Annotated in this window: 21 protein-coding genes; 11 read left to right on the plus strand and 10 right to left on the minus strand. The window is 70.3% G+C overall.

Features of this window, described 5'->3' with window-relative positions:
• Positions 1 to 18: 18 nt before the first annotated feature.
• Positions 19 to 1,458, minus strand: a complete 1,440-nt coding sequence (gene gndA, locus G5C60_RS17765; protein ID WP_165260323.1) for an NADP-dependent phosphogluconate dehydrogenase — start codon at positions 1,456 to 1,458, stop codon at positions 19 to 21.
• A gap of 238 nt (positions 1,459 to 1,696) precedes the next feature.
• Here gndA and G5C60_RS17770 point away from each other — a divergent pair, with 238 nt between their 5' ends.
• Complete coding sequence (locus tag G5C60_RS17770) at positions 1,697 to 2,845, plus strand: transglycosylase family protein (protein ID WP_165260325.1); 1,149 nt, start codon at positions 1,697 to 1,699, stop codon at positions 2,843 to 2,845.
• Positions 2,846 to 2,908: 63 nt separating this feature from the next.
• Here G5C60_RS17770 and G5C60_RS17775 read toward each other — a convergent pair whose 3' ends face one another.
• Positions 2,909 to 4,084, minus strand: coding sequence for a DMT family transporter (locus tag G5C60_RS17775; RefSeq protein WP_206439662.1), 1,176 nt, complete (start codon positions 4,082 to 4,084; stop codon positions 2,909 to 2,911).
• Between the two features lie 403 nt (positions 4,085 to 4,487).
• Between G5C60_RS17775 and glgA the strand changes: the two genes are divergently transcribed.
• The 5 genes from glgA to G5C60_RS17800 all read left to right on the plus strand — a co-directional run bounded on the left by glgA (position 4,488) and on the right by G5C60_RS17800 (position 12,950).
• Positions 4,488 to 5,636, plus strand: coding sequence for a glycogen synthase (gene glgA / locus G5C60_RS17780; RefSeq protein WP_165260327.1), 1,149 nt, complete (start codon positions 4,488 to 4,490; stop codon positions 5,634 to 5,636).
• A 57-nt stretch (positions 5,637 to 5,693) separates the two neighbouring features.
• Positions 5,694 to 6,914, plus strand: coding sequence for a glucose-1-phosphate adenylyltransferase (gene glgC, locus G5C60_RS17785; RefSeq protein ID WP_165260329.1), 1,221 nt, complete (start codon positions 5,694 to 5,696; stop codon positions 6,912 to 6,914).
• Between the two features lie 161 nt (positions 6,915 to 7,075).
• On the plus strand, positions 7,076 to 9,703 hold the full coding sequence (locus tag G5C60_RS17790) for a PA14 domain-containing protein (RefSeq protein WP_338145851.1): 2,628 nt from the start codon (positions 7,076 to 7,078) through the stop codon (positions 9,701 to 9,703).
• Positions 9,704 to 10,001: 298 nt separating this feature from the next.
• Entirely contained in the window at positions 10,002 to 11,339 is a 1,338-nt protein-coding gene (locus G5C60_RS17795; protein WP_165260331.1) for a wax ester/triacylglycerol synthase family O-acyltransferase, read from the plus strand.
• A gap of 114 nt (positions 11,340 to 11,453) precedes the next feature.
• On the plus strand, positions 11,454 to 12,950 hold the full coding sequence (locus tag G5C60_RS17800) for an SDR family NAD(P)-dependent oxidoreductase (protein WP_165260333.1): 1,497 nt from the start codon (positions 11,454 to 11,456) through the stop codon (positions 12,948 to 12,950).
• Positions 12,951 to 13,148: 198 nt separating this feature from the next.
• On the opposite strand, the gene G5C60_RS17805 is transcribed toward G5C60_RS17800, so the two are convergent.
• From G5C60_RS17805 to G5C60_RS17820, 4 genes are all read right to left on the minus strand, one after another.
• Positions 13,149 to 13,970 (minus strand): SDR family oxidoreductase, encoded by an 822-nt coding sequence (locus tag G5C60_RS17805; protein ID WP_165260335.1) that lies wholly within the window; start codon positions 13,968 to 13,970, stop codon positions 13,149 to 13,151.
• Positions 13,971 to 14,046: 76 nt separating this feature from the next.
• Positions 14,047 to 14,493 (minus strand): inositol oxygenase family protein, encoded by a 447-nt coding sequence (locus G5C60_RS17810; RefSeq protein WP_165260337.1) that lies wholly within the window; start codon positions 14,491 to 14,493, stop codon positions 14,047 to 14,049.
• A 173-nt stretch (positions 14,494 to 14,666) separates the two neighbouring features.
• Positions 14,667 to 15,296 (minus strand): MBL fold metallo-hydrolase, encoded by a 630-nt coding sequence (locus tag G5C60_RS17815; RefSeq protein WP_165260339.1) that lies wholly within the window; start codon positions 15,294 to 15,296, stop codon positions 14,667 to 14,669.
• Positions 15,296 to 16,384 carry an S-(hydroxymethyl)mycothiol dehydrogenase gene (locus G5C60_RS17820; protein ID WP_165260341.1) on the minus strand — a complete coding sequence of 363 codons (1,089 nt, stop codon included), beginning with the start codon at positions 16,382 to 16,384 and terminating at the stop codon, positions 15,296 to 15,298. The genes G5C60_RS17815 and G5C60_RS17820 overlap by 1 nt, the downstream gene beginning before the upstream one ends.
• Positions 16,385 to 16,773: 389 nt before the next feature.
• Between G5C60_RS17820 and G5C60_RS17825 the strand changes: the two genes are divergently transcribed.
• Complete coding sequence (locus G5C60_RS17825) at positions 16,774 to 16,950, plus strand: hypothetical protein (protein ID WP_165260343.1); 177 nt, start codon at positions 16,774 to 16,776, stop codon at positions 16,948 to 16,950.
• A gap of 59 nt (positions 16,951 to 17,009) precedes the next feature.
• Positions 17,010 to 17,492, plus strand: coding sequence for a GNAT family N-acetyltransferase (locus tag G5C60_RS17830; protein ID WP_165260345.1), 483 nt, complete (start codon positions 17,010 to 17,012; stop codon positions 17,490 to 17,492).
• Between the two features lie 106 nt (positions 17,493 to 17,598).
• Here G5C60_RS17830 and G5C60_RS17835 read toward each other — a convergent pair whose 3' ends face one another.
• Complete coding sequence (locus G5C60_RS17835; RefSeq protein ID WP_165260347.1) at positions 17,599 to 18,531, minus strand: alpha/beta fold hydrolase; 933 nt, start codon at positions 18,529 to 18,531, stop codon at positions 17,599 to 17,601.
• Positions 18,532 to 18,595: 64 nt separating this feature from the next.
• A complete protein-coding gene (locus G5C60_RS17840; RefSeq protein WP_165260349.1) occupies positions 18,596 to 19,939 on the minus strand; it encodes an amidase family protein in 1,344 nt (447 codons plus the stop codon).
• 272 nt (positions 19,940 to 20,211) lie between these two features.
• Here G5C60_RS17840 and G5C60_RS17845 point away from each other — a divergent pair, with 272 nt between their 5' ends.
• The 3 genes from G5C60_RS17845 (at position 20,212) to G5C60_RS17855 (ending at position 24,524) form a co-directional block, all read left to right on the plus strand.
• Positions 20,212 to 22,065, plus strand: coding sequence for a family 20 glycosylhydrolase (locus G5C60_RS17845; protein WP_165260351.1), 1,854 nt, complete (start codon positions 20,212 to 20,214; stop codon positions 22,063 to 22,065).
• A 30-nt stretch (positions 22,066 to 22,095) separates the two neighbouring features.
• Complete coding sequence (locus G5C60_RS17850) at positions 22,096 to 23,640, plus strand: alpha-L-fucosidase (protein ID WP_165260353.1); 1,545 nt, start codon at positions 22,096 to 22,098, stop codon at positions 23,638 to 23,640.
• Between the two features lie 116 nt (positions 23,641 to 23,756).
• On the plus strand, positions 23,757 to 24,524 hold the full coding sequence (locus G5C60_RS17855; RefSeq protein WP_206439663.1) for a DUF4142 domain-containing protein: 768 nt from the start codon (positions 23,757 to 23,759) through the stop codon (positions 24,522 to 24,524).
• Between the two features lie 56 nt (positions 24,525 to 24,580).
• Here G5C60_RS17855 and G5C60_RS17860 read toward each other — a convergent pair whose 3' ends face one another.
• Positions 24,581 to 25,111 (minus strand): MarR family winged helix-turn-helix transcriptional regulator, encoded by a 531-nt coding sequence (locus G5C60_RS17860; protein ID WP_165260357.1) that lies wholly within the window; start codon positions 25,109 to 25,111, stop codon positions 24,581 to 24,583.
• Between the two features lie 123 nt (positions 25,112 to 25,234).
• Entirely contained in the window at positions 25,235 to 25,957 is a 723-nt protein-coding gene (locus G5C60_RS17865) for a FadR/GntR family transcriptional regulator (RefSeq protein WP_338145852.1), read from the minus strand.
• Between the last annotated feature and the right edge of the window lie 51 nt (positions 25,958 to 26,008).

Genomic DNA, 26,008 nt, shown 5'->3' on the forward strand with positions numbered 1-26,008 from the left:
CCCATACCCCCCGAGCTCTTAGCCAGCCACCTCGGACCGATCCCCACCCCACAGCGTGTGGAACGACCCCTCCCGGTCCACACGCCGATACGTGTGCGCCCCGAAGAAGTCCCGCTGCCCCTGCGTAAGCGCCGCAGGCAACCGCTCCGCACGCAACGCGTCGTAATACGAGAGAGCCGCGGCAAAGCCCGGCGTGGGAACGCCCTGCTGAACGGCCGTGGCAAGGACCGCCCGCCAGTCGTCCTGGGCTGCGCCGATCTCCTGGGCGAAGGTCGCGTCGGAGAGCAGGCTCGGCAGATCCGGCCTGGTGTCGTACGCGGCCCGAATCCGATCAAGGAACGCCGCGCGGATAATGCACCCGCCGCGCCAGAGCGAGGACACCGCACCCAGATCGACGTTCCAGTCGTACTCCGCGCTGCCCGCCGCGATCTTGTGGAACCCCTGCGTGTACGACACGATCTTCGAGGCGTACAGCGCCTGTTCCACCTGGTCGGCGAAGGCACCCGCCTCCGACTCGCCGAGCGGCGCCGCCTTCGGCCCGGCCAGCCCGCGCGAGGCCTCGCGCAGCTCCGTGTGGCCCGACAGCGACCGTGCGAAGACCGCCTCCGCGATACCCGACACCGGCACACCCAGGTCCAGCGCGATCTGCACGGTCCAGCGGCCCGTGCCCTTCTGCTCGGCCTGGTCCTGGACCACGTCCACGAAGGGCTTGCCCGTGGCCGCGTCCACGTGGGACAGCACCTCGGCGGTGATCTCGATCAGGTAGGAGTCAAGGCGCCCGGTGTTCCAGGTGCGGAAGATGTCCGCGATCTGAGCGGGGGAGTAGCCCGCCACGTCCCGCAGCAGCTGGTACGCCTCGCCGATCAGCTGCATGTCCGCGTACTCGATGCCGTTGTGCACCATCTTCACGAAGTGACCGGCGCCGTCCGGGCCGACGTGCGAGACGCAGGGCGTCCCGTCGGCCGCCTTCGCGGAGATCTTCTCCAGCATCGGACCGAGCGATCCGTACGACTCGACCGAACCGCCCGGCATGATGCTCGGCCCGTGCAGCGCACCCTCCTCACCGCCGGAGATGCCCGCGCCGACGAAGTGCAGGCCCTGCTCGCGCAGTTCGCGCTCCCGGCGCCGGGTGTCCGCGAAGTGGGCGTTGCCCCCGTCGATGATCATGTCGCCGGGCTCCAGGAGCGGGGCGAACTCCCGGATCACCGTGTCGGTCGGCTCGCCGGCCTTCACCATGATCACCAGGCGGCGCGGCCGCTCGAGTGCCGCCACGAACTCCTTGGCGGTCTCGGCCGCGATGAAGTCGCCCTCGCTGCCGAACTCCTCCACCAGCGCATGCGTCCGTGACGCCGTCCGGTTGTGCAGGGCGACCGTGTACCCGTTGCGTGCGAAGTTACGGGCGAGATTGCGCCCCATGACCGCGAGACCCGTCACGCCGATCTGCGCTGAAGTGCTCATACGGTTGGCTCCTAAAGGTCCTGAAAAAGAACGGTGGTGCCCGTCAGTATCGCCCCACTGACCATCCTGACTTGCCGACGGTGTGTACGCACGGCGAGCCGTTCTGCCTCAGCCGCCACAGCAACCAGGGTGCATTACTGGTCACTTGGCCGGACAGAGCGGCTGATTGCCGCCTTGTCATGGCCTGTTCGCGGCGTCTACTTTTGCCGCTGCTGACGTATGTCGAGGGGGCTATTCCATGGCCGTACGGGGCCGGCACCGCCGGTATCAGCCGAACAGGATCAACCGAGCCTCGCTCACGGTCACGGCGGGCGGCGCCGGAATGGCGATGCCCCTCATAGCCACCGGCGTAGCCGACGCGGCCGATGTGGACACCTGGAACAAGGTCGCCGCCTGCGAGTCCAGCAGCAAATGGGACATCAACACCGGCAACGGCTATTACGGCGGACTGCAGTTCAGCCAGTCCACCTGGGAGGCGTTCGGCGGAACGGCCTACGCGTCCCGCGCCGACCTGGCCACCAAGGACCAGCAGATCGCCATAGCCGAGAAGGTCCTGAAGGGGCAGGGGCCCAACGCCTGGCCGGTGTGCTCGGTGCGCGCGGGTCTCACCCGGGGCGGCGACACCCCCGACATCAACCCGTCGGGCACCCAGGACCGGAAACCTCAGCGCACCGTCCGCGACGTACAGCCGCAGACCACGCCCCAGTCCCGGGCGGGCAGCGCCGAGATGTACACCGTCGTCCGCGGCGACACGCTCTCCGGCATCGCCGGCTCCCGTGAAGTCCAGGGCGGCTGGCGGCAGTTGTACGACACCAACCGCAAGACCATCGGCGCCGACCCGAACATGATCGTCCCCGGCCAGCAGCTGAGCCTGCGCGCCAAGGCCCCGGACAAGGCCCCTTCCGGCACACCGGTGTCCGACACGGCCCCTGCGAAGAAGAAGGAAGAAGAGAAGGCCGAGACCAAGCCCCGCGAGTCGGCCAGGACCCTCACCGCGCCGGTGGACGCCGGCACCGGTACTGCCTACCGCGCGACGGGTTCCTCCTGGTCGAAGGGCTATCACACGGGCGTCGACTTCCCGGTGCCCACCGGCACTTCGGTGAAGTCGGTCGCCGCGGGCCAGGTCGTGACCTCGGGCTGGGGCGGATCCTTCGGCTACCAGGTGGTGATCCGGCACGCTGACGGCCGCTACACCCAGTACGCCCATCTGTCGGCGATCTCCGTGAAGGACGGGCAGAGAGTGGTGAGCGGACAGCGCATCGGCCGCTCCGGCTCCACGGGCAACAGTTCGGGCCCGCATCTGCACTTCGAGGTGCGGACGGGGCCCGGTTTCGGCAGCGACATCGATCCGGTCGCCTATCTGCGCGCGGGTGGCGTCAGTCTCTGACGGCTTCTGACGCGGACGCCGGACATCAGTTTCCGTACGGCGCACGGCGGAGTACGGCCGATGTCAGGACTTGACGCGGGATCCGACCACGAGCGGCACCGGTATCAGCGGCATGTACGGGCCGTCGTAGTACGGGCCGTACCGGGGCCGTTCGTCTCCGCCGTCCGGCGTATCGCCGGGCGGGGGTCCGTTGGACCCGGTACGCGCCAGGTGGGCGGCCTCCCGCGCGACCACGGGTGTCGGCACCACGACCGCGGCGGGCGCGAGCGGCGCCTCGTCCCGCACCACCGCGGTGGCGGCGACCAGTCCTTCCACCTCGGCGGTCTGCTGCTCGGGCAGTACGACTGCCTCGTCGGCAGCCGGGGCCGAGGCCGCCGTGGCGGGCTGGGCCGGGACCGGCTCCGTACGCTCCGTGCCGCTGATCCGCTCCGTCGTCAGGAGGATGAGGCCGCCCGCGGCGACGACACCGCAGCCCAGCGCGAGGGCGGTGCCCGTCGAGCCGTAGCGGAAGGTTTCGCCGAACATCGTGATGCCGACCGCCGCCGCCACGACGGGGTTCACGACCGTCAGCGTGGCCAGCGGCGCCGCGAGTCCCGCGCCCCGGTAGGCGGCCTGCGACAGCAGCATGCCCGCCGTCGCGAGGACGCCGATCACCGCGAGAGTGGGCAGGAGGCCGAGCGAGATGCCGCCCGTCCAGTCCACCGCGACGGTCTTCGTGAACACCGACGACATACCGAACGCGACACCGGATGCGACCGCCAGCAGCACACTGCGCACCGCCGGGTGCCGGTGTGCGGCGCGGGCGGCCGTCATCAGCGCCACCACCGCACCGCCGGTGGCCAGGGCCACCGCCAGCTGCTGGGAGTTGTCCAGAGACTGCGAGTCGGCCGTGCCGACCAGTGACAGCAGTCCGGCCAGGCCGACCGTCGCCATGATGGCGCCCCGCCACGCTGTCGCACCGGCCTTGCGGCGGACGAAGAGAGCCGCCATGGGAAGCGCGAACACTATGGTCAGCGCGCCCAGCGGCTGCACCAGGCTGAGGGGTCCGAAGGCCAGCGCCACGACATGAAGCAGTCCGCCGAGGCCGTTGAGGCCCACCGCGGCCCACCAGGCCGGCCGACGCATGGGGGCGTACGACTCCGGCGTCGCCTCGGCGACCCGCTCCTGCACGATCGCGCCGCCGGCGTAGGCGACGGCGGACACGAGCGACAGCAGCACAGACAAAGCGAGGGCGCTCATGGGACCCTCCTCTGCGGCAGGCTGGCGCGCTCCGGTCGACGAGGTGTCCGGCGCGGCGATCGGTCGGTGTTCATGGTGATAACGATGCCCTTCCAAGGCGCTCGCGTCGTCATGCTGGAGAAGGCATTGGGTCCTACTGCCGATGGAGTACGACCTTCGCCCCGTCCTCCCCAGGTTGGGTGACACCGCGTACAACTCCCATGCTCCAGCCGGTATGCCCGTTTGGTCTACTCGATTTCCATGGATCCCGACCCCGGTCACTTTCCGTGTTCGTCAGGTCGCGTGTCCGCAGGTCGCGCCCGTCCATCGCGCCGATCCTGACCCTGCTGTCACTGCGCTCTTCCCCAGGAGGCCTGTTCTGGGTGACCATGTGGGAACCAGCCGCTGAGACAGGGGGTACCGGGTGCGAGTGGGCCTGCTGACCCGGGAGTACCCGCCGGACGTGTACGGCGGCGCGGGCGTCCATGTCGAGTTCCTCGCCCGGGAGCTGAGGCCCCTCACCGACCTGGACGTGCACTGCTGGGGCGAGGGCGTCGCGGGCGGAGTCGTACGGCACCGGCCCTGGTCCTCGCTCGACGGCGCGAACGACGCGCTGCGCACCTTCTCCGTGGACCTCTCGATGGCCGCCGGCCTCGAAGGCCGCGAACTGGTCCACTCGCACACCTGGTACGCCAACCTCGCCGGCCACCTGGCGAAGCTCCAGTACGGCATCCCGCACGTCATGACCGCCCACTCCCTGGAGCCGCTGCGCCCCTGGAAGGCCGAGCAGCTCGGCGGCGGTTACGCCCTGTCGAGCTGGGCCGAACGCACCGCGATCGAGGCCGCCGACGCCGTGATCGCCGTCTCCGGAGCCATGCGCGAGGACATCCTCGGCTGCTATCCGGCCCTGGACCCGGCGAAGGTGCGCGTCGTGCACAACGGCATCGACACCTCCCTCTACCAGCCCGACCACGGCACGGACGTCCTCGAGCGCGTGGGCATCGACCCCGACCGCCCGTACGTCCTGTTCGTCGGCCGCATCACGCGCCAGAAGGGCGTGCCCCACCTGCTGCGCGCGGTCCGGGACATCGACCCGGCAGCCCAGGTCGTCCTGTGCGCGGGCGCCCCCGACACGCCGGAGATCGACCAGGAGTTCCGCGGCCTCTTCCAGGAACTCAGCCGCGTACGCGCGGGCGTGTTCTGGATCCCGCAGATGCTGCCGCGCCCGGACGTGATCCAGCTCCTCACGCACGCCGCCGTGTTCGTGTGCCCCTCGGTGTACGAGCCGCTGGGCATCGTCAACCTGGAGGCGATGGCGTGCGGCACGGCCGTGGTCGCCTCGCGCGTCGGCGGGATCCCCGAGGTCGTTGAGGACGGCGAGACCGGTTTACTCGTCTCCGCCGACGACGACTTCGAGGCCCGGCTCGCGCGCGCCCTCGACTCCTTGCTCGCCGATCCCACGGCCGCCCGACGCATGGGCGAGGCCGGGCGGGAACGGGCGGTGCGGGAGTTCGGCTGGGACGCGGTGGCCCGGCGCACGGTCCAGCTGTACGAGGAGCTCCTCAAGGGGTAGTCCTCAGACAGTGGAGTAAAAGAAAGCGGCACAACCGGGCGGTAGAGGGGCGGCGGCATGCGACGCGGTGGACCTTCGGTGCTGGGAATCGTACTGGCGGGCGGTGAGGGCAAGCGACTGATGCCCCTGACCGCCGACCGCGCGAAACCCGCTGTGACTTTTGGCGGAACGTATCGCCTCGTGGATTTCGTGCTCTCCAATCTTGTGAACGCCGACATCCTGCGCATCTGCGTGCTGACGCAGTACAAGTCGCACTCGCTGGACCGGCACATCACCACGACCTGGCGGATGTCCAGCCTGCTGGGCAACTACGTCACGCCGGTCCCGGCCCAGCAGCGGCTCGGCCCGCGCTGGTACCTCGGCAGTGCCGACGCGATCCTGCAGTCGCTGAACCTCGTGCACGACGAGCAGCCCGAGTACATCGCGGTGTTCGGCGCCGACCACGTCTACCGCATGGACCCGCGGCAGATGCTGAAGCAGCACATCGAGAGCGGGGCGGGCGTGACCGTCGCGGGGATACGTGTGCCGCGGGGCGAGTCGTCGTCCTTCGGGGTCATCGCCCCCGGATCCGACGGGCAGACCGTCGAGAGCTTCCTGGAGAAGCCGGCCGACCCGCCCGGTCTCCCGGACGACCCCGGGTGCGTGTTCGCCTCCATGGGCAACTACCTCTTCACCACCAAGGCCCTGATCGAGGCGCTGCAACGGGACGCCGAGGACGAGCACTCCGTGCACGACATGGGCGGCTCGATCCTGCCCATGCTCACCGAACGCGGCGAGGCCCAGCTCTACGACTTCAGTGAGAACCATGTGCCCGGCGAGACCGTGCGCGACCAGGGGTACTGGCGTGACGTCGGCACCCTCGACGCGTACTACGACGCCCACATGGACCTGATCGCCGAGCGGCCCGCCTTCAACCTCTACAACCGCAGCTGGCCCATCTACACCCACTCCGGCCAGCTGTCGCCCGCCCGCTTCAACGCCGGCGGCATCGCCAGCGAGTCGATCGTCAGCGCCGGCTGCCTCATCCGTGGCCAGGTCACCCGCTCGGTCCTCTCGCCGGGCGTGGTCGTCGACCCGGGCGCCGTCGTCCAGGGCTCGGTACTGCACGACAACGTCCACATCGGCCGGGGCGCGATCGTACGCGGCGCGGTCCTCGACAAGAACGTACAGGTGCCCCCTGGAGCGACGATCGGCGTCAACCCGGAACGTGACCATGTGCTGTACACGGTCTCGAAGGGCGGCGTGATCGCGTTGGGGAAGGGCCAGCAGGTGTCGTGACGATCACGGAGACGGCCCCGGTGCGGAACACGCGCCGGGGCCGTTTGTCATGTCCGTGGACAAAGTGCGGGGATCCGTGCTGTCATGCCAACTGCCGTTCCTGACAACGTTATCCAGCCTGGAGCGACGAGCCGCCACCTTCCTCAACCAAGGAGGAACCCGTGCGCATCAGACGACCCGGAAAACCCGGACGACTCAGAGACCGACTCGCGTTACTCCTCGCCGTGGGCCTCGCCCTCGCGGGACTCACCGCAGCGCCCGCCGCGACCGCGGCCGACGACCCCGCCGAGATCCACGGCCTGAAGGGCGAGTACTACACCCAGTCCGCCCCCGGAGCCTTCGACTTCCACGAGCTCAAAGCCACCGGATTCGACCCGAAGCTCGACTTCGACAACCTCGAACCACGGCTGAACTTCGCCACCGGACGATCCGACGACGTCAGCGTCCGCTGGACCGGGAAGATCGTGCCGGAGAAGACCGGCCCTCACACCTTCTCGGTCATCGGCGACAACGGCTTCCGGCTGTGGGTCGACGGGAAGCTCGTCATCGACCACTGGGTCGACGACTGGGACAGGGAACAGACCGGTCAGCCCGTCGAGCTGACCGCGGGGCGCGCCTACGACATCAAGGTCGAGTACTTCGAGCACTACGGCGGCTCGAATCTCCACCTCCGCTGGACCCCGCCGGGCGGCAGCAAGGAGGCCGTTCCGCAGTCCGCCTTCCGGCTCCCGGACGGATACGACTACGACGGAGCCGTCGCGACCACGGTCCTCAAGGACGGCCGCACCCTCAGGCTCGACTTCGCACAGAACCTCGCCGCGCCCCCGGCCGGATTGACCGACCACCTGGAGGCTGTCATCGGCGGCGCCGCATGGCCTCTTGGGACGGCCACGGTGGACCCCGCCGACCCGAGAGCCCTCCTCGTCGCGCTCAAGGAACCCGTCGTCGGCAACAAGACCGGCACCGCCCGCGGCACCGTCGACCTCCGTTACGACGGCGAGGGCGGTCTGGCCGGCTCGGACGGCAACGTCGTCGGAGCCTTCTGGAGCAGCGGCGCCAACCGCTCCACGTACCAGCTGCGCACCGAGTGGGCCGACGAAGTGGGTCCGGGCAACGCCCATCCGGAGTACCCGAGGCCGCAGCTGACGCGTGACGCCTGGCGGAACCTGAACGGGCGCTGGCAGTTCGCCGCGGCCGAGGCCGGCGAGCGCCCCCCGGTCGGCAAGGACCTCAAGGAGCGGATCCTCGTCCCGTACCCCGTGGAGTCCCAGCTCTCGGGTATCGAACGGCACGAGGACCGCATGTGGTACCGCCGTACCTTCAGCGTCCCCTCCGACTGGAAGATCGGCTCCGGCAAGCGGCTTCAGCTCAACTTCGGGGCCGTCGACTGGCAGTCCGAGGTCTACGTCAACGGCGTCAAGGTCGCCGAGCACAAGGGCGGCTACGACAAGTTCAGCGCCGACATCACCGACGCGCTCAAGCCCGGCCGCACCCAGGAGCTGATCGTCGGCGTCTACGACCCGACCGACTCGGCGAACGGCGAGAACCCGCCCGTCGGCAAGCAGCGCCTCGACCCGAGCGGCATCTGGTACACCTCGTCCTCCGGCATCTGGCAGACGGTGTGGATGGAGCCGGTCGCCGCCGACCACGTCGACTCGCTCAAGCTCACCCCTGACGTCGCGGGCGGCCGGCTCACGGTCGACGTCGGCGGGGTCCGCGACGGAGTACCGGTCACGGCAACGGCGTACGAAGGGAAACGGAAGGTCGCCACGGTGAGCGGCCGTACCGGAGGGCCCCTCAGCCTCAAGATCCCGAAGCCTCGGCTCTGGTCGCCGGACGACCCGTTCCTCTACGACCTCGAGGTGAGCGTCGGCCGCGACCGCGTCAGCAGCTACTTCGGGATGCGGTCCATCGCCGTGGAGCGGGTGAACGGCACCCCGCGCACCGTCCTCAACGGCGAGCCCGTCTTCATGATGGCCACGCTCGACCAGGGCTTCTGGCCCGACGGCCTGCACACGGCGCCCACCGACGAGGCCCTCGCGTACGACCTGCGAATGCACAAGGAGATGGGCTTCAACTCGGTCCGCAAGCACATCAAGGTGGAGCCCGACCGCTGGTTCTACTGGGCCGACCGGCTCGGGCTGCTGGTCTGGCAGGACATGCCCGCGATGGAGGCCGGAGTGAATCCCGATGCCGCGTCCCGCGCCCAGTACGAGCGCGAGATGAAGCAGATGATCGACGAGCACATCAGCAGCCCGTCGGTCGTCATGTGGGTGACCTTCAACGAGGGCTGGGGCCAGTACGACATGGGCCGTATCGCCGACCAGGCGAAGTCCTGGGACCCGACGCGCCTGGTCAACGGCCAGTCGGGCCTCAACCTCGGGGCCGACGGCAACGCCGGCGACCTCATGGACGAGCATGGCTACCCGAGCCCGGCGCTGCCACCCGCCCCCGACGGGAAACGGGCGCTGGTCAGCGGCGAGTACGGCGGTCTCGGCCTTGCCGTGCCAGGACACGCCTGGTCGGTCCAGCAGTCGTACGTCGACGTCGACCCGGCGACCTACACCGACGACTATCTGGCCAAGCTCGACGAGGTGCGCGCACTGGTCTGCCGGGGCAGCAACGGCGCCGTCTACACCCAGATATCCGATGTGGAGGGCGAACTGAACGGTCTCCTGACGTACGACCGCAAGGTGATCAAGCCCGATGTGCCCCGTCTGAAGGCGGCGCACGAGGCACTGATCCAGGACGCGTCCCGGGCGGCTCCGGCGGGCTGCCCGGCCGCGTGACCCGACGGCGGACGCGTCAGCCCGGGCGACGGCCTTCTGGCTGATTCCGCGACCGACGCGCGGGGCTTGATCCGCCCGCTCATCATCGCGGTGAGCGGGCGGGCCGCCTGCCCCGAGGCGGCCGCTCAGGCCGCTTCACCTGCGCTGAAACGACCTCATGAACCACATGAGTCCCACCCCTCTCAGAGGGGTGGGACTTAATCTGCTGTTAACTGTGCGTAGCTTGATCGTACTTGACCGTAATCGGTTGTGGGGGGTTGACTGCTTGCTCACCCGTCGTCGACGCGAGAGCAAGCCATTGACCTCTGACCTGCTTGCACCACTCGACCTGGCGTTCTGGAACATCGAGTCCGCCGAGCACCCCATGCACCTCGGCGCCCTCGGTGTCTTCGAGACCCACTCGCCCGCCGCGGGCGCCCACGCCGCCGACCTGCTCGCGGCCCGCGCCGCGGGCGTACCGGGGCTGCGGATGCGGATCCGTGACGTATGGCAGCCGCTCTCCTTCGGGCAGCCGCTGGCCTTCGGGGGCGCGGCCCGCGAGCCCGCCCCCGACTTCGATCCGCTCGACCATGTCCGGCTGCACGCGCCGACCGCGGACTTCCACGACTCGGCGGGCGCGCTCATGCAGCGCCCTCTGGAGCGCGGCAGGCCGCCGTGGGAGGCGCATGTGCTGCCCGGCGTGGACGGCACCTCGTTCGCCGTGCTGTTCAAGTTCCACCACGCCCTGGCCGACGGACTGCGGGCGCTGACGCTCGCGGCAGCGATCATGGACCCAATGGACCTGCCGGCGCCCCGCCCACGTCCCGAGGAGCCGTCACGGGGCCTCTTCCCGGACGTACGCAAACTGCCGGGCCTCGTCCGCGGCACCCTCTCCGACGTGAGCCGGGCCCTCGACATCGGCGCTTCCGTCGCCCGCGCCACCCTGGGCGTACGGTCCTCGTCCGCCCTGGTCTCGCAGCCGACCGGCACCCGCCGCATCGCGGGCGTGAACCTGGATCTCGACGAGGTGCACAAGATCCGCAAGAGTGTCGGCGGCACCGTGAACGACGTCCTGATCGCGATCGTCGCGGGCGGCCTGCGCCGCTGGCTGGACGAGCGCGGCGACGGCAGCGAGGGCGTCGCGCCCCGCGCCCTGATCCCCGTCTCCAAGCGCCGCCCGCGCACCGCGCAACCGCAGGGCAACCGGCTCTCCGGCTATCTGATCAGGCTGCCCGTCGACGATCCGGACCCGCTCGGCCGCCTCGACACGGTGCGGACGGCCATGAACCACAACAAGGACGCGGGCCCCAACCGGGGCGCCGGCGCCGTCGCCCTGCTCGCCGACCATGTGCTGCCGCTTGGGCACCGGCTCGGCGGTCCCGTCGTCGGCCAGGCGGCCCGGCTGCTCTTCGACATCCTGGTCACCAGCGTGCCGCTGCCCAGCCTCGGCCTGAAGCTCGGCGGCTGCCCGCTCACCGAGGTCTATCCGCTCGCCCCGCTCGCCCGCGGCCAGTCCCTGGCGGTCGCGGTTTCTACATTCCGCGGACGTGTCCACTACGGGCTCGTCGCCGACGCGGAGGCCGTGCCGGACCTGGACCGGCTGGCCAAGGCGGTGATCGCGGAGGTGGAGGCGCTGAACGTCGCCTGCGCACCCTGAAAAGGGCGGTGATCACCTCGGGTTTGGTTACTTCGCCCCGCGCTCCGTAAAATTCCGCCTTCGAAAGCGAGCGCGGTTCGAGCGCGGCGCGGAACCCGAGAAACGGCAACAGTGATGACGGTGACAGAGGACAGCCAGGCGACCCCCGCCGTGGACGCGGCAGAGGTGGCACAGGCCTCGTACGGTCCCGGCATCGACCCGGAGCGGCTGGCCGTCTGCCTCAGCGTGCTCGAGGAACTCGACAAGCTGGAGGTCGACCACCCCGACGCCGTCGCCGTGCGCCGCGCCACCGCGGGGATCTACCGCACGGTGAAGCAGCGCCGCCGTCAGGAGCGGCGGGCCGCCAAGACCGCCCACGACAAGGCGGTCACGGAGGCGACGGCGACGGGCTCAGCGCAGCGCATCGACGACGAGACCGAGGGCATCCTGCCGTCGTCCGCGATCGAGGCCGGGCAGGTCGCGGGGATACTCCAGCGGCCGCGGTCCTGCTACATCTGCAAGACGCGGTACGTCGAGGTCGACTACTTCTACCACCAGCTCTGCCAGAAGTGCGCCGCGGAGAACCGGGCCCGCCGCGACGCCCGCGCCGACCTCACCGGCAAGCGCGCGCTGCTCACCGGCGGCCGCGCCAAGATCGGCATGTACATCGCGCTGCGACTGCTGCGCGACGGCGCGCACACCACGATCACCACGCGCTTCCCGAACGACGCGATCCGCCGCTTCAAGGCCATGCCCGACAGCGACGAGTGGATCGGCCGCCTGAAGATCGTCGGCATCGACCTGCGCGACCCCGCCCAGGTCGTCGCGCTCGCCGACTCCGTCGCCGCCGCGGGCCCGCTGGACATCCTGATCAACAACGCGGCCCAGACCGTACGCCGCTCCCCGGGTGCCTACAGCGAGCTGCTCGCCGCCGAGTCCGCCCCGCTCCCGGCGGGCGAGCTGCCGCCCGCCGAGGTGATCGGCACCTTCGGCTCCGGTGCCGTGGCCGCGCTGCCGGCCGCCGGGGGCGGCGCGCTGACCGCCCAGGACGTCACCGACCTCGCCCTGGTCTCCGGTTCGGCCTCGCTGGAGCGCATCACCGCCGGTACGGCCATCGACGCGGGCGGTCTCGTGCCCGACCTGCACGACACCAACAGCTGGATCCAGGCGGTCGAGGAGGTCACTCCGGTCGAGCTGCTGGAGGTCCAGCTCTGCAACTCCACCGCGCCGTTCATCCTCATCAGCCGGCTGCGCGCCGCGATGGCGGCCTCGGGGGCCCATCGCACGTACATCGTGAACGTGTCCGCCATGGAGGGTGTTTTCAGCCGCGGCTACAAGGGCGCGGGGCACCCGCACACCAACATGGCCAAGGCCGCGCTCAACATGCTCACACGCACCAGCGCCCAGGAGATGTTCGAGAAGGACCGCATCCTGATGACCGCCGTCGACACCGGCTGGATCACCGACGAGCGCCCCCACCCGGACAAGATGCGCCTCGCCGACGCGGGCTTCCACGCCCCGCTCGACCTGATCGACGGGGCGGCCCGGGTGTACGACCCGATCGTGCGGGGGGAGCAGGGCGAGGACCTGTACGGGGTGTTCTTGAAGGACTACGCGCCCGGCAAGTGGTAGGGCCGCCCGCCCGCGGTAATCCGGTGGCCCGTGCGGGAGCCGCTGTCCTACCGTGAGGGTGCCCGGTGCGATGGCAACGCGTTCTTCGTGGTTCGACTCCGTGCAGGCCCTCCGCGGGCCTGTTGCCCTATTGGGGGCAATCGCGTCGCCGCCTTGATCTCGGGCACCCCTGTGCACATCGTGTCGTGCTCGGCCGTGTCAGGACGCGCGGCTGTCGGCATCCGACGGCGCCTGTGACCGCAGGCGCTCGTGGACGGCGTACGCCGTCGCCGTGTGGGCCGCCCGTACCCGCGTACCGCCGTCCACCAGCAGGTCCGCGCCCGTGATCCACTCCGCCGCGTCCGAGGCCAGCCACACCACGGCCCGGGCGATGTCCTCCGGCTCGCCGATGCGGCCGAGGGGCAGCCCGGCGGCCAGTTCGTCCTCGGCCCGCTCCCAGACGAAGCGGGCCATCTCGGTGCGGACCAGGCCGGGGGAGACCGAGTTGACCCGCACCTTCGGGGCCAGCTCGCCCGCGAGCTGCTGGGTGAGGTGCAGCAGGGCCGCCTTGCTCGTGCCGTACGCGCCCACCTGAGGGCCCACGTGGGCGGCGCCCTCCGTGCAGACGTTCACGACCGCGCCGCCGTGCTCGGCCATCCACGCCCGCCAGGCGCACTGCACCAGTCGCAGCGGCGCCTCGACGTTGACCGTGAACGCCTCGCGCCAGCGGTCCGGGTCGGCGTCCATGAGCGGTCCGTACGGCTCGTTCGTCGCCGCGTTGTTCACCACGACGTCGATCCGCCCGAACTCGCGCAGCGCCAGCTCCGTGACCTCCCGCAGATGCGCCGGCTCGGCGACCGAGCCCGCGAGCCCGACGACTGCGAGCTCCTCGGCGACCCGGCTCACCCCGCCCGGATCGCGCGCGGTCACACACACCCGCGCGCCCGCCTGGACGAGCGCCTCCGCGACCGCCCGCCCGATCCCGCGCGAAGCCCCGGTGACGATCGCGGCCTTGCCCGCAAGCCCGTACGGCGATGTCATCCGCGTACGGTCTCATGACGGACCGTCAGCTACCAGACCTCGACGGCACCAGGCGTCCTCCGCGTCAGCATCAGTGTCAGCGGCGGACGGTGGCGCGCGCCGCCACCAGTTCCAGGACCGTGCGCCAGTCCTCAAGGACTCCGGCGTTCAACCCGGCGACCTTGCCCGCCTCGTCCGCCTGCCGCAGGGACAGCAGGTCGTCGTCGAACGGACCGTCGTCCCACGGGGCGGCCTGCCGGCGTACGAGACGGGCCACCCGCTCGCCGAGCAGGGAACGTACGGCGTCCGCCGCGTGGTCCGCGTGACCGGCCTTGTCGCCGGGGTGCAGCAGCTGCCCGATGCCGTGCACCAGGCCGGCCACCTGGAGTTCCTTGTCACTGGGATGGCCGCGCCGCAGCAGCGCCGCGGTCTGCAGCGCATGATCGTGCAGATCGACCCCCTTGCCGCTGGGGCCCGGGGCGCCTCTGACCCCCTGGCAGGCGTGCAGCAGATCCATCAGCTCATCGACGCTGCGCAGCTCCATGCGCCAGTCCTCCCTGCGGGCGAGAAAGGCCGTTGTCCGGCGCCAGCAGATCATGGCCAGCTTTCAACCGAACCAACAGGATCTGAACTGCGAACCGAGTGCGCCCCACGGCCGTCCCAAGGGCTCACGGCCGTCTCAAGGACCCGCGGCCGTCCCAAGCACCCGCGGCAGCATCAGTGCCCCCGGTCGATCCACTCCTGGAGGTGCGGGGCTTCGGCGCCGATCGTCGTGGAGTCGCCGTGGCCCGTGCGGACCGTCGTCTCGGGCGGCAGGGCCAGCAGCCGCTCCCGGATCGAGTCGATGATCGTCGGGAAGTGGGAGAAGGAACGTCCCGTGGCGCCAGGACCGCCCTGGAAAAGGGTGTCGCCCGTGAAGACGGTGCCCAGCTGCGGGGCGTGCAGACAGACGGCCCCCGGGGCGTGGCCCGGAGTGTGCAGGACGGTCAACTCGGTGCCCGCCACCGACAGCCGCTGTCCGTCGGCCAGCTCGCCGTCCGGCAGCCGGCCCGGATGGGTCTGCTTCCACAGCGGGAGATCGTCGGGGTGGAGGAGGATCGGTGCGCCGGTGCGGGCGGCCAGGGCCGGAGCCGCGTCGATGTGGTCGTTGTGGGCGTGGGTGCAGACGACAGCCACGAGGCGGCGGTCGCCGAGCGCCTCGGCGATGGCGTCGGCGTCATGGGCGGCGTCGATCACCACGGCCTCGGAGTCGTCGCCCACGATCCAGACGTTGTTGTCCACGTCCCATGTGCCGCCGTCCAGGCTGAACGTGCCGGAGGTGACGAGGTGGTCGATGCGGGCGGCCATCACAGCACCACCACCGAACGCAGCACATCGCCCTCGTGCATCCGGTCGAAGGCCTGCTCCACCGCGTCCAGCTCGATCGTCTCGGTGACGAAGGCCGCCAGGTCGAGACGCCCCTGCTGGTGCAGGTCGATCAGCATCGGGAAGTCGCGCGAGGGCAGACAGTCCCCGTACCAGGACGACTTGAGCGCGCCGCCTCGGCCGAAGACGTCGAGCAGCGGCAGCTCCAGCTTCATCTCCGGTGTCGGGACGCCGACCAGGACCACCGTGCCCGCCAGGTCGCGGGCGTAGAACGCCTGCTTGTACGTCTCAGGGCGGCCCACCGCCTCGATGACCACGTCGGCCCCGAAACCGCCGGTCAGCTCGCGGATGGCCTCGACCGGGTCGGTCTCCTTCGAGTTCACCGTGTGGGTGGCGCCCATCGTGCGGGCGGTGGCCAGTTTCCGGTCGTCGATGTCGACGGCGATGATCCGCGCCGCACCGGCCAGCCGGGCCCCGGCGATCGCCGCGTCGCCCACGCCGCCGCAGCCGATGACGGCCACCGAGTCGCCGCGGCCCACCGAGCCGGTGTTGATGGCCGCGCCGATTCCGGCCATCACCCCGCAGCCGAGCAGACCCGCGACAGCGGGGGACACGGCCGGGTCCACCTTGGTGCACTGCCCGGCCGCGACCAGCGTCTTGTCCGCGAAGGCGCCGATCCCCAGGGCCGGGGAGAGCTCCGTGCCGTCCTCCAGCGTCATCTTCTGCCGCGCGTTGTGCGTGTCGAAGCAGTACCAAGGCCGTCCGCGCAGACAGGCCCGGCACCGGCCGCACACCGCACGCCAGTTGAGGATCACGAAGTCGCCGGGCGCCACCTCGGTCACGCCCTCGCCGACCGACTCGACGATCCCGGCGGCTTCGTGGCCGAGCAGGAACGGATACTCGTCGCTGATCCCGCCCTGCTTGTAGTGCAGGTCCGTGTGGCAGACCCCGCAGGCCTGCACCTGGACCACGGCCTCGCCGGGACCCGGGTCCGGGATCAGGATCGTGCGAACCTGAACCGGCTCGTTCTTGCCGGGGGCGATGACCCCGCGTACCTGCTGGGCGGCCATGTCGGGCTCCTTCGCATGACAATGGGTGCGTTTGATCATGTTGGCACAGGGCCGGACGAGTGGCTCCGTGCCTGTGGACAACCACGGGAAAACGGTGTGCCCGATGGCCCCTTGTCGCCGATCGACTCGAAACAGTTACCTCTTGTTTTCAGCCCCATCGAGCGGACCCCCGCTCATTTGGGTACCCTGTACCGGACGGACAGCATAATTGGGTCCCACCACACCCACGGTCCGTCCCGGGACAAGCCGGTCACCACGGCCTGCTCTCACATGAGTTACCGGCGCCACCGCGTCCGTACTGCCTAACCAGACCCGAGCGGGCGTCGAGCGACCGGCAGCAGACTGGCCCTGCACGCCCCGAGGGTGACCCGACACATAAGGAGTGCGCGGTGACACCGGAGACGACGAACAGCGATCAACGCCCCGAGGAACGCACGGAGCGCGAAGGCAGCGGGCCCGAGGAGACGCTCGGCAGCCTCGATGTGTGGTCCAGGTCGGCCCCGATCCGCCTGGCGGGTTACGAGGACGACCTCGCGGAGCCCCACATCCTGCCCAGCGTGGACTGAGACGTTCCCCTAGGGATCAGCGCGATCGCTGACAGCATGGGCGTGCCAGACTCACGCCCATGCTGATCAGAGAAGCCGCGGCCGACGACTGGCCGCGGATCTGGCCTTTCTGGCACCGCATCGTCGCCGCCGCCGAGACCTACGCCTGGGACCCGGACACCTCCGAAGAGGACGCCCGCGCCCTGTGGATGGCGCCGGGCAAGCGCGTGTACGTCGCCGAGGACGACACCGGAGCCGTCGTCGGCTCGGCCTACGTCACGCCCAACTACGGTGGCCCCGCGGCCCGTATCGCCAACGCCGGCTTCATGGTCGACCCCGACCACGCAGGCCGCGGCATCGGCCGCCGCCTCGCCGAACACGTCCTGACCACGGCGAAGGCCGAGGGCTACCGGGGCATGGTGTTCAACGCCGTCGTGGAGACCAACCCCGCCGTGAAGCTGTGGACCTCGCTCGGCTTCACCGTCCTTGGCACCGTCCCGGACGCGTACGAAGACCCACGACACGGGCTGGTCGGACTGCACGTCATGTACCGGGCGCTTTGACGCGGGTTGCCTCCGGCGGTCGGTCGGCTGCGGACTCGTTGTGGCTGGTCGCGCAGTTCCCCGCGCCCCTGGGTTAGTGGTGGGTGCGGGGCCGTGGGCCGGTGCGTCAGCCCGTCGCAGGGTGGGCATACGGCCCTTTGCTGGTACACGGTGCGGGTGGCCTGAGACCGAACCTACGCGACGGGCGTACGACGCACCGGCCCACGCCCCCTCCCGCCGGTGGGCAAGTGCGGGGTTCGTCGGGGCTGGCGAGCATGATGGCGGACGGCGCCGGGAGCGTCCCTTCAGGGGCGCGGGGAACTGCGCGACCAGCCACGACGGACCCGCAGTCGCCCACGAACCGAACCCACCCTCCCGGTAGGCGCCCCCGCTCAGCCGCCGGAGAGGCGATGGCGGCGCGCGTGGTCGCCGGGTCGAAGGCGTCGGGCGAGGGGTAGATTTCCCCGGCCTTCTCGTTGGTCTGGGCGACGTCCAGCACAGCGTGTGCCTGGGCCGCCTCGTCCCAACGCCCGTAGAAATACGGGGCGACGGCGTCCCAGTCGGCGTCGGTGGCGGTACCGGCCAACGTCCTCTCGAAGGCGTCACGGGTGGCGCCGTACCACGGCTCGGCCGCGCGCAGGGCGGCCGCCTCCCGCCGGTGTTCGTCGGTGAAGTCGACGCCGAGGGCGCGGGCACGGGCGGTGACCAGCGTGAGGGTTCGTACGCGCTCGGGATGCCGGGCCGCGTACAGAAGGGCGAGGTCCCCGGCCGCCGAGTGCGCGAGCACGTCGACGTGTTCGAGGCCGAGATGGCGGCGCAGGGCCTCGACGTCGGGTACCTGCCGGTCGCAGCGGTACGTGGCCGGGTCGGCCGGGACGCCGGAGTCACCGGTGCCCCGCAGATCGAGCATGACCAGTTGCCGATGCCTCGACAGCCCTCCGAGATCGCCCAGGTAGGCGGAGGCGCGCATGGGACCGCCGGGCAGGCAGAGCAGCGGCTCGCCCTCACCCATGACATGAAAGGCGAGTTCGGTTCCGTCGTCGGCGGTGAAGGCAGGCATGGCGCCATCCTCGTCATCAGGAGACGCCCCGAGCAAGCCGATTAGCCGCCGGGTGGGACCCTGCCTACGCCAGTGGCGCAGTGCGTCGCCACGGGCGCAACTCCTCCAACTGGCCGGCCAGTTCCAGGAGATCCGTTTCCGAGCCGGGCCTGCCCACCAGCTGTACGGCGCAGGGGGCACCCGACGGCAGCGTCCCGAACGGCACCGCCATCGCCGGCCAGCCCGTCAGGTTCCACGGCGGAGTCAACGGCGAGTAGTTCGTGTTGGCCAGCAGATTGCGCAGCCAGCCCCGCTCGTGCCAGGCCGCGGCGGCGGGCCCCCGCCGTGCGAGGGCCGGCGTGAGCAGCACGTCGTGCTCCGCGAAGAACGGCTCCATACGCGTGCGGAGCTGCTCCCTGCGTGTGCCTTCGCGCACCGAGCCGATGAAGCGCCGCCCCAGGGCCGCGTGGACGCGCGTCCGTCGCGTGAGCCGACGCCGGTCGAGGCCCTCGGCCTCCAGCGCCGTCCCCGCCGTCCAGTGCGCGAGCGCGGTCGTACCCAGCCACAGGGGGTACGGCGGATCGGCGCGCCGCACCCGGTGCCCTGCCCCGGCCAGCAGTTGAGCAGCCTCCCTGGTCGCGGTCACGTAGGGCCGGCTGATGGTGACACCGACCAGCGGGCTGCGCACGGAGACGGCGATCTTGCGGTTGGCGGGCTTCCGCGCGGATACGGCGTCGGTGGCGGCCAGGACCGAGAACATCAGCCGGGCGTCCTCGACCGTCGTCGCGAGCGGCCCGTTCTCGGCCAGGCCGAACCAGTCGCCGTGGCCGATGCCCGCCGGGACCACACCGGAGCCCGGCTTGATGCCTATCAGCCCGCAGTTGGCGGCCGGTATGCGCAGCGACCCCATCCCGTCGTTGCCCAGCGCGAGGGGCACCAGCCCGGCGGCGACCGCGGCCGCGCTGCCGCCGGAGGAGCCGCCCGCCGTGCGCGTCGTGTCCCACGGGTTGCGGGCGGTGCCGTGCACGCCCTCCGTGGTGCCGAAGACGCCGAGTTCCGGCACGTTCGTCAGGCCCACGACGACCGCGCCCGCGGCGCGCAGCCGGGCCACCGTGACGTGGTCGTCGGCGGCCGGGGTGTCCGGGGTCGCGGCGGAGCCGAGGCGGGTGGACTCGCCGCGTACGGCCAGGTTGTCCTTGACCGCCACCGGCACGCCCGCGAGCGGGAGTTCGGCCAGGTCGGCCCGGGCCGCCACCTCGTCGGCCTCGGCGAGTGCCGCCGCCGCGCGCAGCTGCCGGAAGGCGCCCACGCGGGCGTCGAGCAGTTCGATCCGCGCGAGATGCTCGGCCACCACCTCACGGGGTGTGGCCCGCTTCTCGCGTACGGCTGTGGCGATCTCGGCGGCGGTGCGGCCGACCCAGCTGGTCACGGGCGCTCCTTGTCGGTGGTCCAGTACGGACGACGCTTGAACTTACTCGCGAGTATGAAGAGCAACTGTGCCCCGGGTCGGGGCGCCGCGTCGAGGGGCTGTCGGCCTTGGACAATCGGGCGGGCTTCTTGGACTTTCGTGCGCCGCTCTGCCCGTGATGTCCACAGAGCGCCAGGTCATCCGACCACTCGCCCAACTCGGCTGGTAGCCCACCCCATTGACAGTCCCTGGGGGCAGCCCAATGCTCAGACGTCCGATGATTGGAGTCGTCCATGAGGTCGTCCTTGAGTAGGTATCCAAGACGCCGGGTCCTCGGAGTCCTTGCGGCTCTGCTGCTGCTCGCGGCGCCCGTCCCGGCGGCGCAGGCGGCCGAGGCGGAGCCTCCCGTCACCGTTCCCGCCCTGTCCGACTGGACGGCGGAATCCGGCAGTTATAAGTACGGCAGCTCTGCCCGCCTCATCGCGGACAGCCCCGTGGAGCGCCGTGTCGCCGACACGCTCGCCGGCGATCTGCGTGCGGCGGGTCACGGCTCCATCCCGGTGATGAGCGGGAGCGCCCGCACCGGCGACATCGTTGTCGACATCGCGCCGTCCAAGTCCGCGCTGGGCAAGGAGGGCTACGAACTCCGCGCGGGCAAAAGACTGTCGGTGACAGGCGCAACCGAGACGGGAGCCTTCTACGGCACCCGGACGATTCTCCAACTCCTCGCCCAGAGCGACCGCGTGCCCGCGGGCCGCACCGTCGATGTCCCGCAGTACAAGGAACGCGGTGTCGGCGTCTGCGCCTGCTACATCCACATCACGACGGCCTGGCTCGAGAACCTCGTACGCGACATGGCGTACCACAAGCTCAACCAGCTGCTCCTCGAACTGAAGGTGAAGAGCGACGCGCACCCCGAGGCCAACACCTGGGGCTACTACACCAAGGACGAGATACGCCGCCTCGTCGCGCTCGGCGAGAAGTACCACGTCACGATCATCCCGGAGATCAACTCCCCGGGACATATGGACCCTTGGATCGAGAACCGTCCGGATCTCCAACTGACCGACTCCGACGGGAACAAGCAGCCGTCGCGGCTCGACATCACCAAGCCTGAGGCCTTCGACTACTACACGAGCCTGATGGACGAGTACGCGCAGGTCTTCACGTCCAAGTCGTGGCACATGGGCGCAGACGAGTACATGCTCGGCTCGGACTTCGCCAAGTACCCGCACGTTCTGGAGTACGCCAGGGCGAAGTACGGCGCGAACGCCACCCCGCAGGACGCGTTCATCGACTTCGTCAACCGCGTCCACGCCTACACGGCCGGCAAGGGCAAGAAGCTGCGCATCTGGAACGACGGCCTCACCGGCGCCAACACCGTGCCGGTCACCGCGGGCACCACGGTCGAGCACTGGCTGAACGTGGCGGTGAAGCCGAGCGAACTCGTCGCTCAGGGCTACCCGTTGATGAACGCGGCGTACGCCCTCTATCTCGTGCGCGGCGGCTTCCACACGGACACCGAGGCGCTGTACGACCAGAGCTGGGACCCGCGCATCTTCGAGGGCGAGCAGCTCACCTCGCGCGAGGGCATCACGGGCGCGAAGATCAGCCTCTGGCCGGACAACGGACGCGGTGAGACCGAGAACGAGGTCGCCGTCGACACGGATCCGGCGCTGCGGCACATCGCGCAGGCCACCTGGGGCAGCCCGCATCCCGACGCCACCTACGCCGACTTCACCGCTCGCGCGGCGGCCGTGGGCCACGCACCCGGTTGGCGGGACCTCACACGGGTGCCGGTCGCGGACGGGACGTACACCTTCCGTACGGCCCTCAGGTCCTTCGACGCCCAGGTGCGGCGCACCCCGGACGGTTACGTGACACTGAAGTCCGCGAACGGCTGTCTCGAAGTACGCGGCGGAAAGCTCACCCTCAACGTGCCGCTCCAGCCCGGCGTCGAAGTGACCCAGCAGACCTGCGACGCCACGAACACCCTCCAGCGCTGGCAGTTGGTGCCCGCGCAGGGCGGCTACCGGCTCGTCAACGCGATCACGCAGATGGCCGTGCACGTGACGGACGACGGACGGCTCGTGCAGTACCCGCCGGACCGGCAGAGCCCCGCCGTATGGACCCTGAACACTCCTTGACCCTCCTATGACCTGAGGAGTTCCAGCCCCATGCCACTCTCCAGACGTCTCTTCGTCACGGCAGCCGCCACTCTCGCCGCGTCCGGCAGCACCTCGTTCGCCCTCGCGGCCCCCGGCGGACCGGCGGCCGAACCGGACCACCGCATCCCCGTCAGTCCTGACGACACCCCCGAGGAACTGGTCGCCAAGGCCTCGCAAGTGCGGCCCACCGATCGGCAGATCGCCTGGCAGCGCCTCGAACGCACCGCCTTCCTGCACTTCGGCGTGAACACCTTCACCGGACTCGAATGGGGGATGGGGGACGAGGACCCCGACGTCTTCCAGCCCGTCGGCCTCGACACCGACCAGTGGGCCCGTGCCCTGCGCGACGGCGGCTTCAAGCTCGCGATCCTCACGGTCAAGCACCACGACGGCTTCGTGCTCTACCCGTCCCGCTACACCAGCCACACGGTGGCGTCGAGCAGTTGGCGCGACGGACAGGGTGACGTGCTGCGCTCGTTCGCCGACTCGATGCGGCGGTACGGCATCAAGGTCGGCGTCTACATCTCCCCGGCCGACGAGAACCAGTACCTGGACGGCGTGTACGCCAACGGAAGCGCGCGCTACGAGCGGACGATCCCGACGCCGGTGGCCGACGACGACCGTTCTGGCGGGCCCCAGTTCACGCTCCCCGCCACCGACTACGGCGCCCACATGCTCAACCAGCTCTACGAGGTGCTCACCGAGTACGGGCCCGTCGACGAGGTGTGGTTCGACGGCGCCCAGGGCCGCATACCGCCGGACAAGGTAGAGAAGTACGACTGGGACAGCTGGTACGCGCTGGTGCGGGCGCTCGCGCCGGACGCCTCGATCGCCGTGTCGGGGCCCGACGTCCGGTGGGTCGGCAACGAGGGCGGCAGCGCCCGCGAGAACGAGTGGAGCGTCGTACCCGTCACCGAGAAGGACAACGGGCGGATGGACTTCGCGCTCTCCTACGACGCGCCCGACATGGGCGGCCGGGACGCGCTGGTCGCGGCGCAGCCGGTGGCGGACTTCCTGCAGTGGTGGCCGGCCGAGAGTGATGTGTCCATCCGGGACGGCTGGTTCTACCACGCGGACCAACAGCCAAAGACCGTCGAGCAGTTGACCGACATCTACTTCCGCTCGGTGGGCCGCAACTCGGTGCTGCTGCTCAACATCCCGCCGGACACCCAGGGTCTGCTGCCCGCCGCCGACGTGGCCCGGCTGCGGGAGTTCCGCGAGCGCGTCGACCGGGAGCTGCCGGAGGATCTGGCGCGCGGGGCGCGGGTGACGACCTCGCCGGGGACGGTCACCGTCGACCTGGGCGCGGCCCGTGAGGTGGACCGGATACGGCTCGCGGAGGACATCCGGTACGGGCAGCAGGTGGAGAGCGTCGTCATCGAGGCCCAAAGAGGTGGCACCTGGCAGCGGGTCACCGAGGCGGGCACGCTCGGTGCGAGCCGGATCCTGCTGCTGCCGGCTCCGGTGCGGGCGCGGCGCTGGCGGCTGCGGGTCACGCGGTCGCGCCGGGCCGCGCGTATCGCGCAGTTCGCGCTGTACCGCTCGCAACTCTGAACACGCGTGTGGCGTAAATCACGCGTGGGACGGCAAAATTTACCCGGTGCAATGATCGCACCCCGTGCCGTATCCGTACCTCCTGTCGTCCGAGCCAGTCACGCCAGGAGGAATTAATGCGCATGTCACGGAACGTAGCGGGAACCGTCTTCGTGGTGGGCGGCCTGACGTTGACCCTCGGTGCTCTCGCCTACCCGGCCATGCTGGGAGTGGAGAACGCGTCCACGAACACGGAGCGCATCGTCGCCAACACCCGGTACGGGCCGATCACCGAGGCCGACCGTGACTTCGTCGTCAAGGTGCGCGCGGCCGGGTTGTGGGAGTACCCCCTCGGTGAGCTGGCCATGGAGCGCGGCACGACCGCGGCCATGAAGGAGGCCGGCAAGCACCTGGTCGTCGGGCACGGCAACCTCGATGAGATGTGCCGTCAGATCGCCCCGGAGCTGGGCATCACGCTGCCCAACCAGGCGTCTCCGCAGCAGCAGCAGTTCGTGGCGACCGTGGACGGGAGCAGCGGCAAGCAGTTCGACTCCACCGCCGTCAGCATCATGCGCGTCACGCATGGGCAGATCTTCCCCGTCATCGCCAAGATCCGCGCCTCCACCCAGAACAGCATGATCCGTCAGCTCGCCGACCTGGCCAATGCCACCGTTCTCGACCACATGACCATCCTGGAGAAGACCGAGCTGGTGAACTTCGACCAGAACAACTTCCAGCAGACCGCCCCGCCGAAGCTTCCCAAGGACGACACCACCCCGCCCCCGCCTCAGCCAGGAGCACCGGTCGTGGTCCTCAAGCCCCGTCCGGACCTGAACATCAAGACGCCCGGCCCGCCGACGCCCGATGCGACGGCCAACTCGACGTCCAACCCGTCGTTGGGGTGACGGCCCTTTGACTGCCCCTCGGTTCCTACGAGACCGACCACGTACCGGCAGAGTGGTCAGGCTCCGCTTCCCAGCTCGGCGTCCGCCCAGCCCAACGGATGCGACTCGCGGTCGTCCGCAGGATCAGGAGGTTCCCCGCCCGCCTCGTTGAAGGCGGTGAGCGCCTCGACGAGCGCCACCCGCTGGCCGGGGTCGAGCCGTTCGACGATCTCGGCGAGGTCGGCGCGGCGCCGGGTCATGACCTCCCGCACCGTGCGCCGGCCCTCGCCGGTCAGCCGCAACAGGGTCTCCCGGCGATTGTCGGGATTGGTCTGCCGGTCGGCGAGACCGGCCGTGATCAGCCGGTCCACCATGCGCATGGCGGTGGACGGCGCCACGTGCAGCAGTTCGGCCAGGGCGACCAGCTTGGTGGCACCCCGCGTGGACAGCACCACCAGCATCCGGAACTGCGGGAGCGTCACCCGCTCCTCGACCGCGGAGAGTGAACGGGCGGAGACCGCCACCAGCAACCGCGACGCGGTCAGCACCGCGCGGGTCACCTCGTCCACGTCGTCCACACCCCGCACGGGGGCCTCAGGCTCCGGCATGGGTCCTTTCTATCGTGTCCTTCGCGCGAAACCACCTGCGCGCCCAGCCGATGAGAACGGATTTTCATTTTCCATTACCGTCATCCCTGACTGCCCTCGCCGGGTACCGCCCCGCCGGCGCCCCTACTGCCTGAGCTGTGTCCGCAGCCATTCCTCCACCTCGCCCACGTGCGCGGCGGCAGCCGCCCGTGCCGCCTCCGGGTCGTGGGCCACGAGCGCGCGATGGATCGCCGCGTGCTCGCGGCGGGTGCGCTCGAAGGCGCCCTCCTCCTGGTAACCGCGCCAGACCCGGGCACGGAACGTGCGCGAGGACAGGCCTTCCAGGATCGCCGCCATGGTGTCATTGCCGGCGGCCGTCACGATGGCGCGATGGAACGCCAGGTCATGGGAGAGGATCTCCTCCGGATCGTCCGTCGCGTTCATCGCGGCCAAGTGCTTCTCGACCTCGGCCAGTTCACCGGATGTGATCCGGGCAGCCGCCAGCGCGGTCGCCGTCGACTCCAGGATCCGCCGCACTTCGAGCAGCTCCACCAGCTGGGGGCCGCGGGAGAGGTCCGCGACCACCCCGAAGGTCTCCAGCAGATCGCCGGCCTCCAGCTGCGTGACGTAGATACCGGACCCGTGCCGCGCCTCGAGGACGCCAAGGACGGTCAGCGCGCGGATCGCCTCGCGCATCGAGCTGCGTGAGATGCCCAGCTGGACCGCGAGATCGCGCTCGGTCGGCAGCCGTTCGCCCGGCTCCAGACGGCCCTCTCCGATCATCGCCTTGATCTGCTCGATGGCGCGCTGCGTCACGGTGCCCTTCTGCGGGGCGGGCGCCGTCTGCCTGGGCAGGGTCTCGTCCACGCCACTTCCTCCTGTCACCGGGTGCGCCGCAGTCTAACCAGCAGAGTGGTC

Source organism: Streptomyces scabichelini (assembly GCF_011045015.1).
In the GTDB taxonomy this organism is placed as follows: domain Bacteria; phylum Actinomycetota; class Actinomycetes; order Streptomycetales; family Streptomycetaceae; genus Streptomyces; species Streptomyces scabichelini.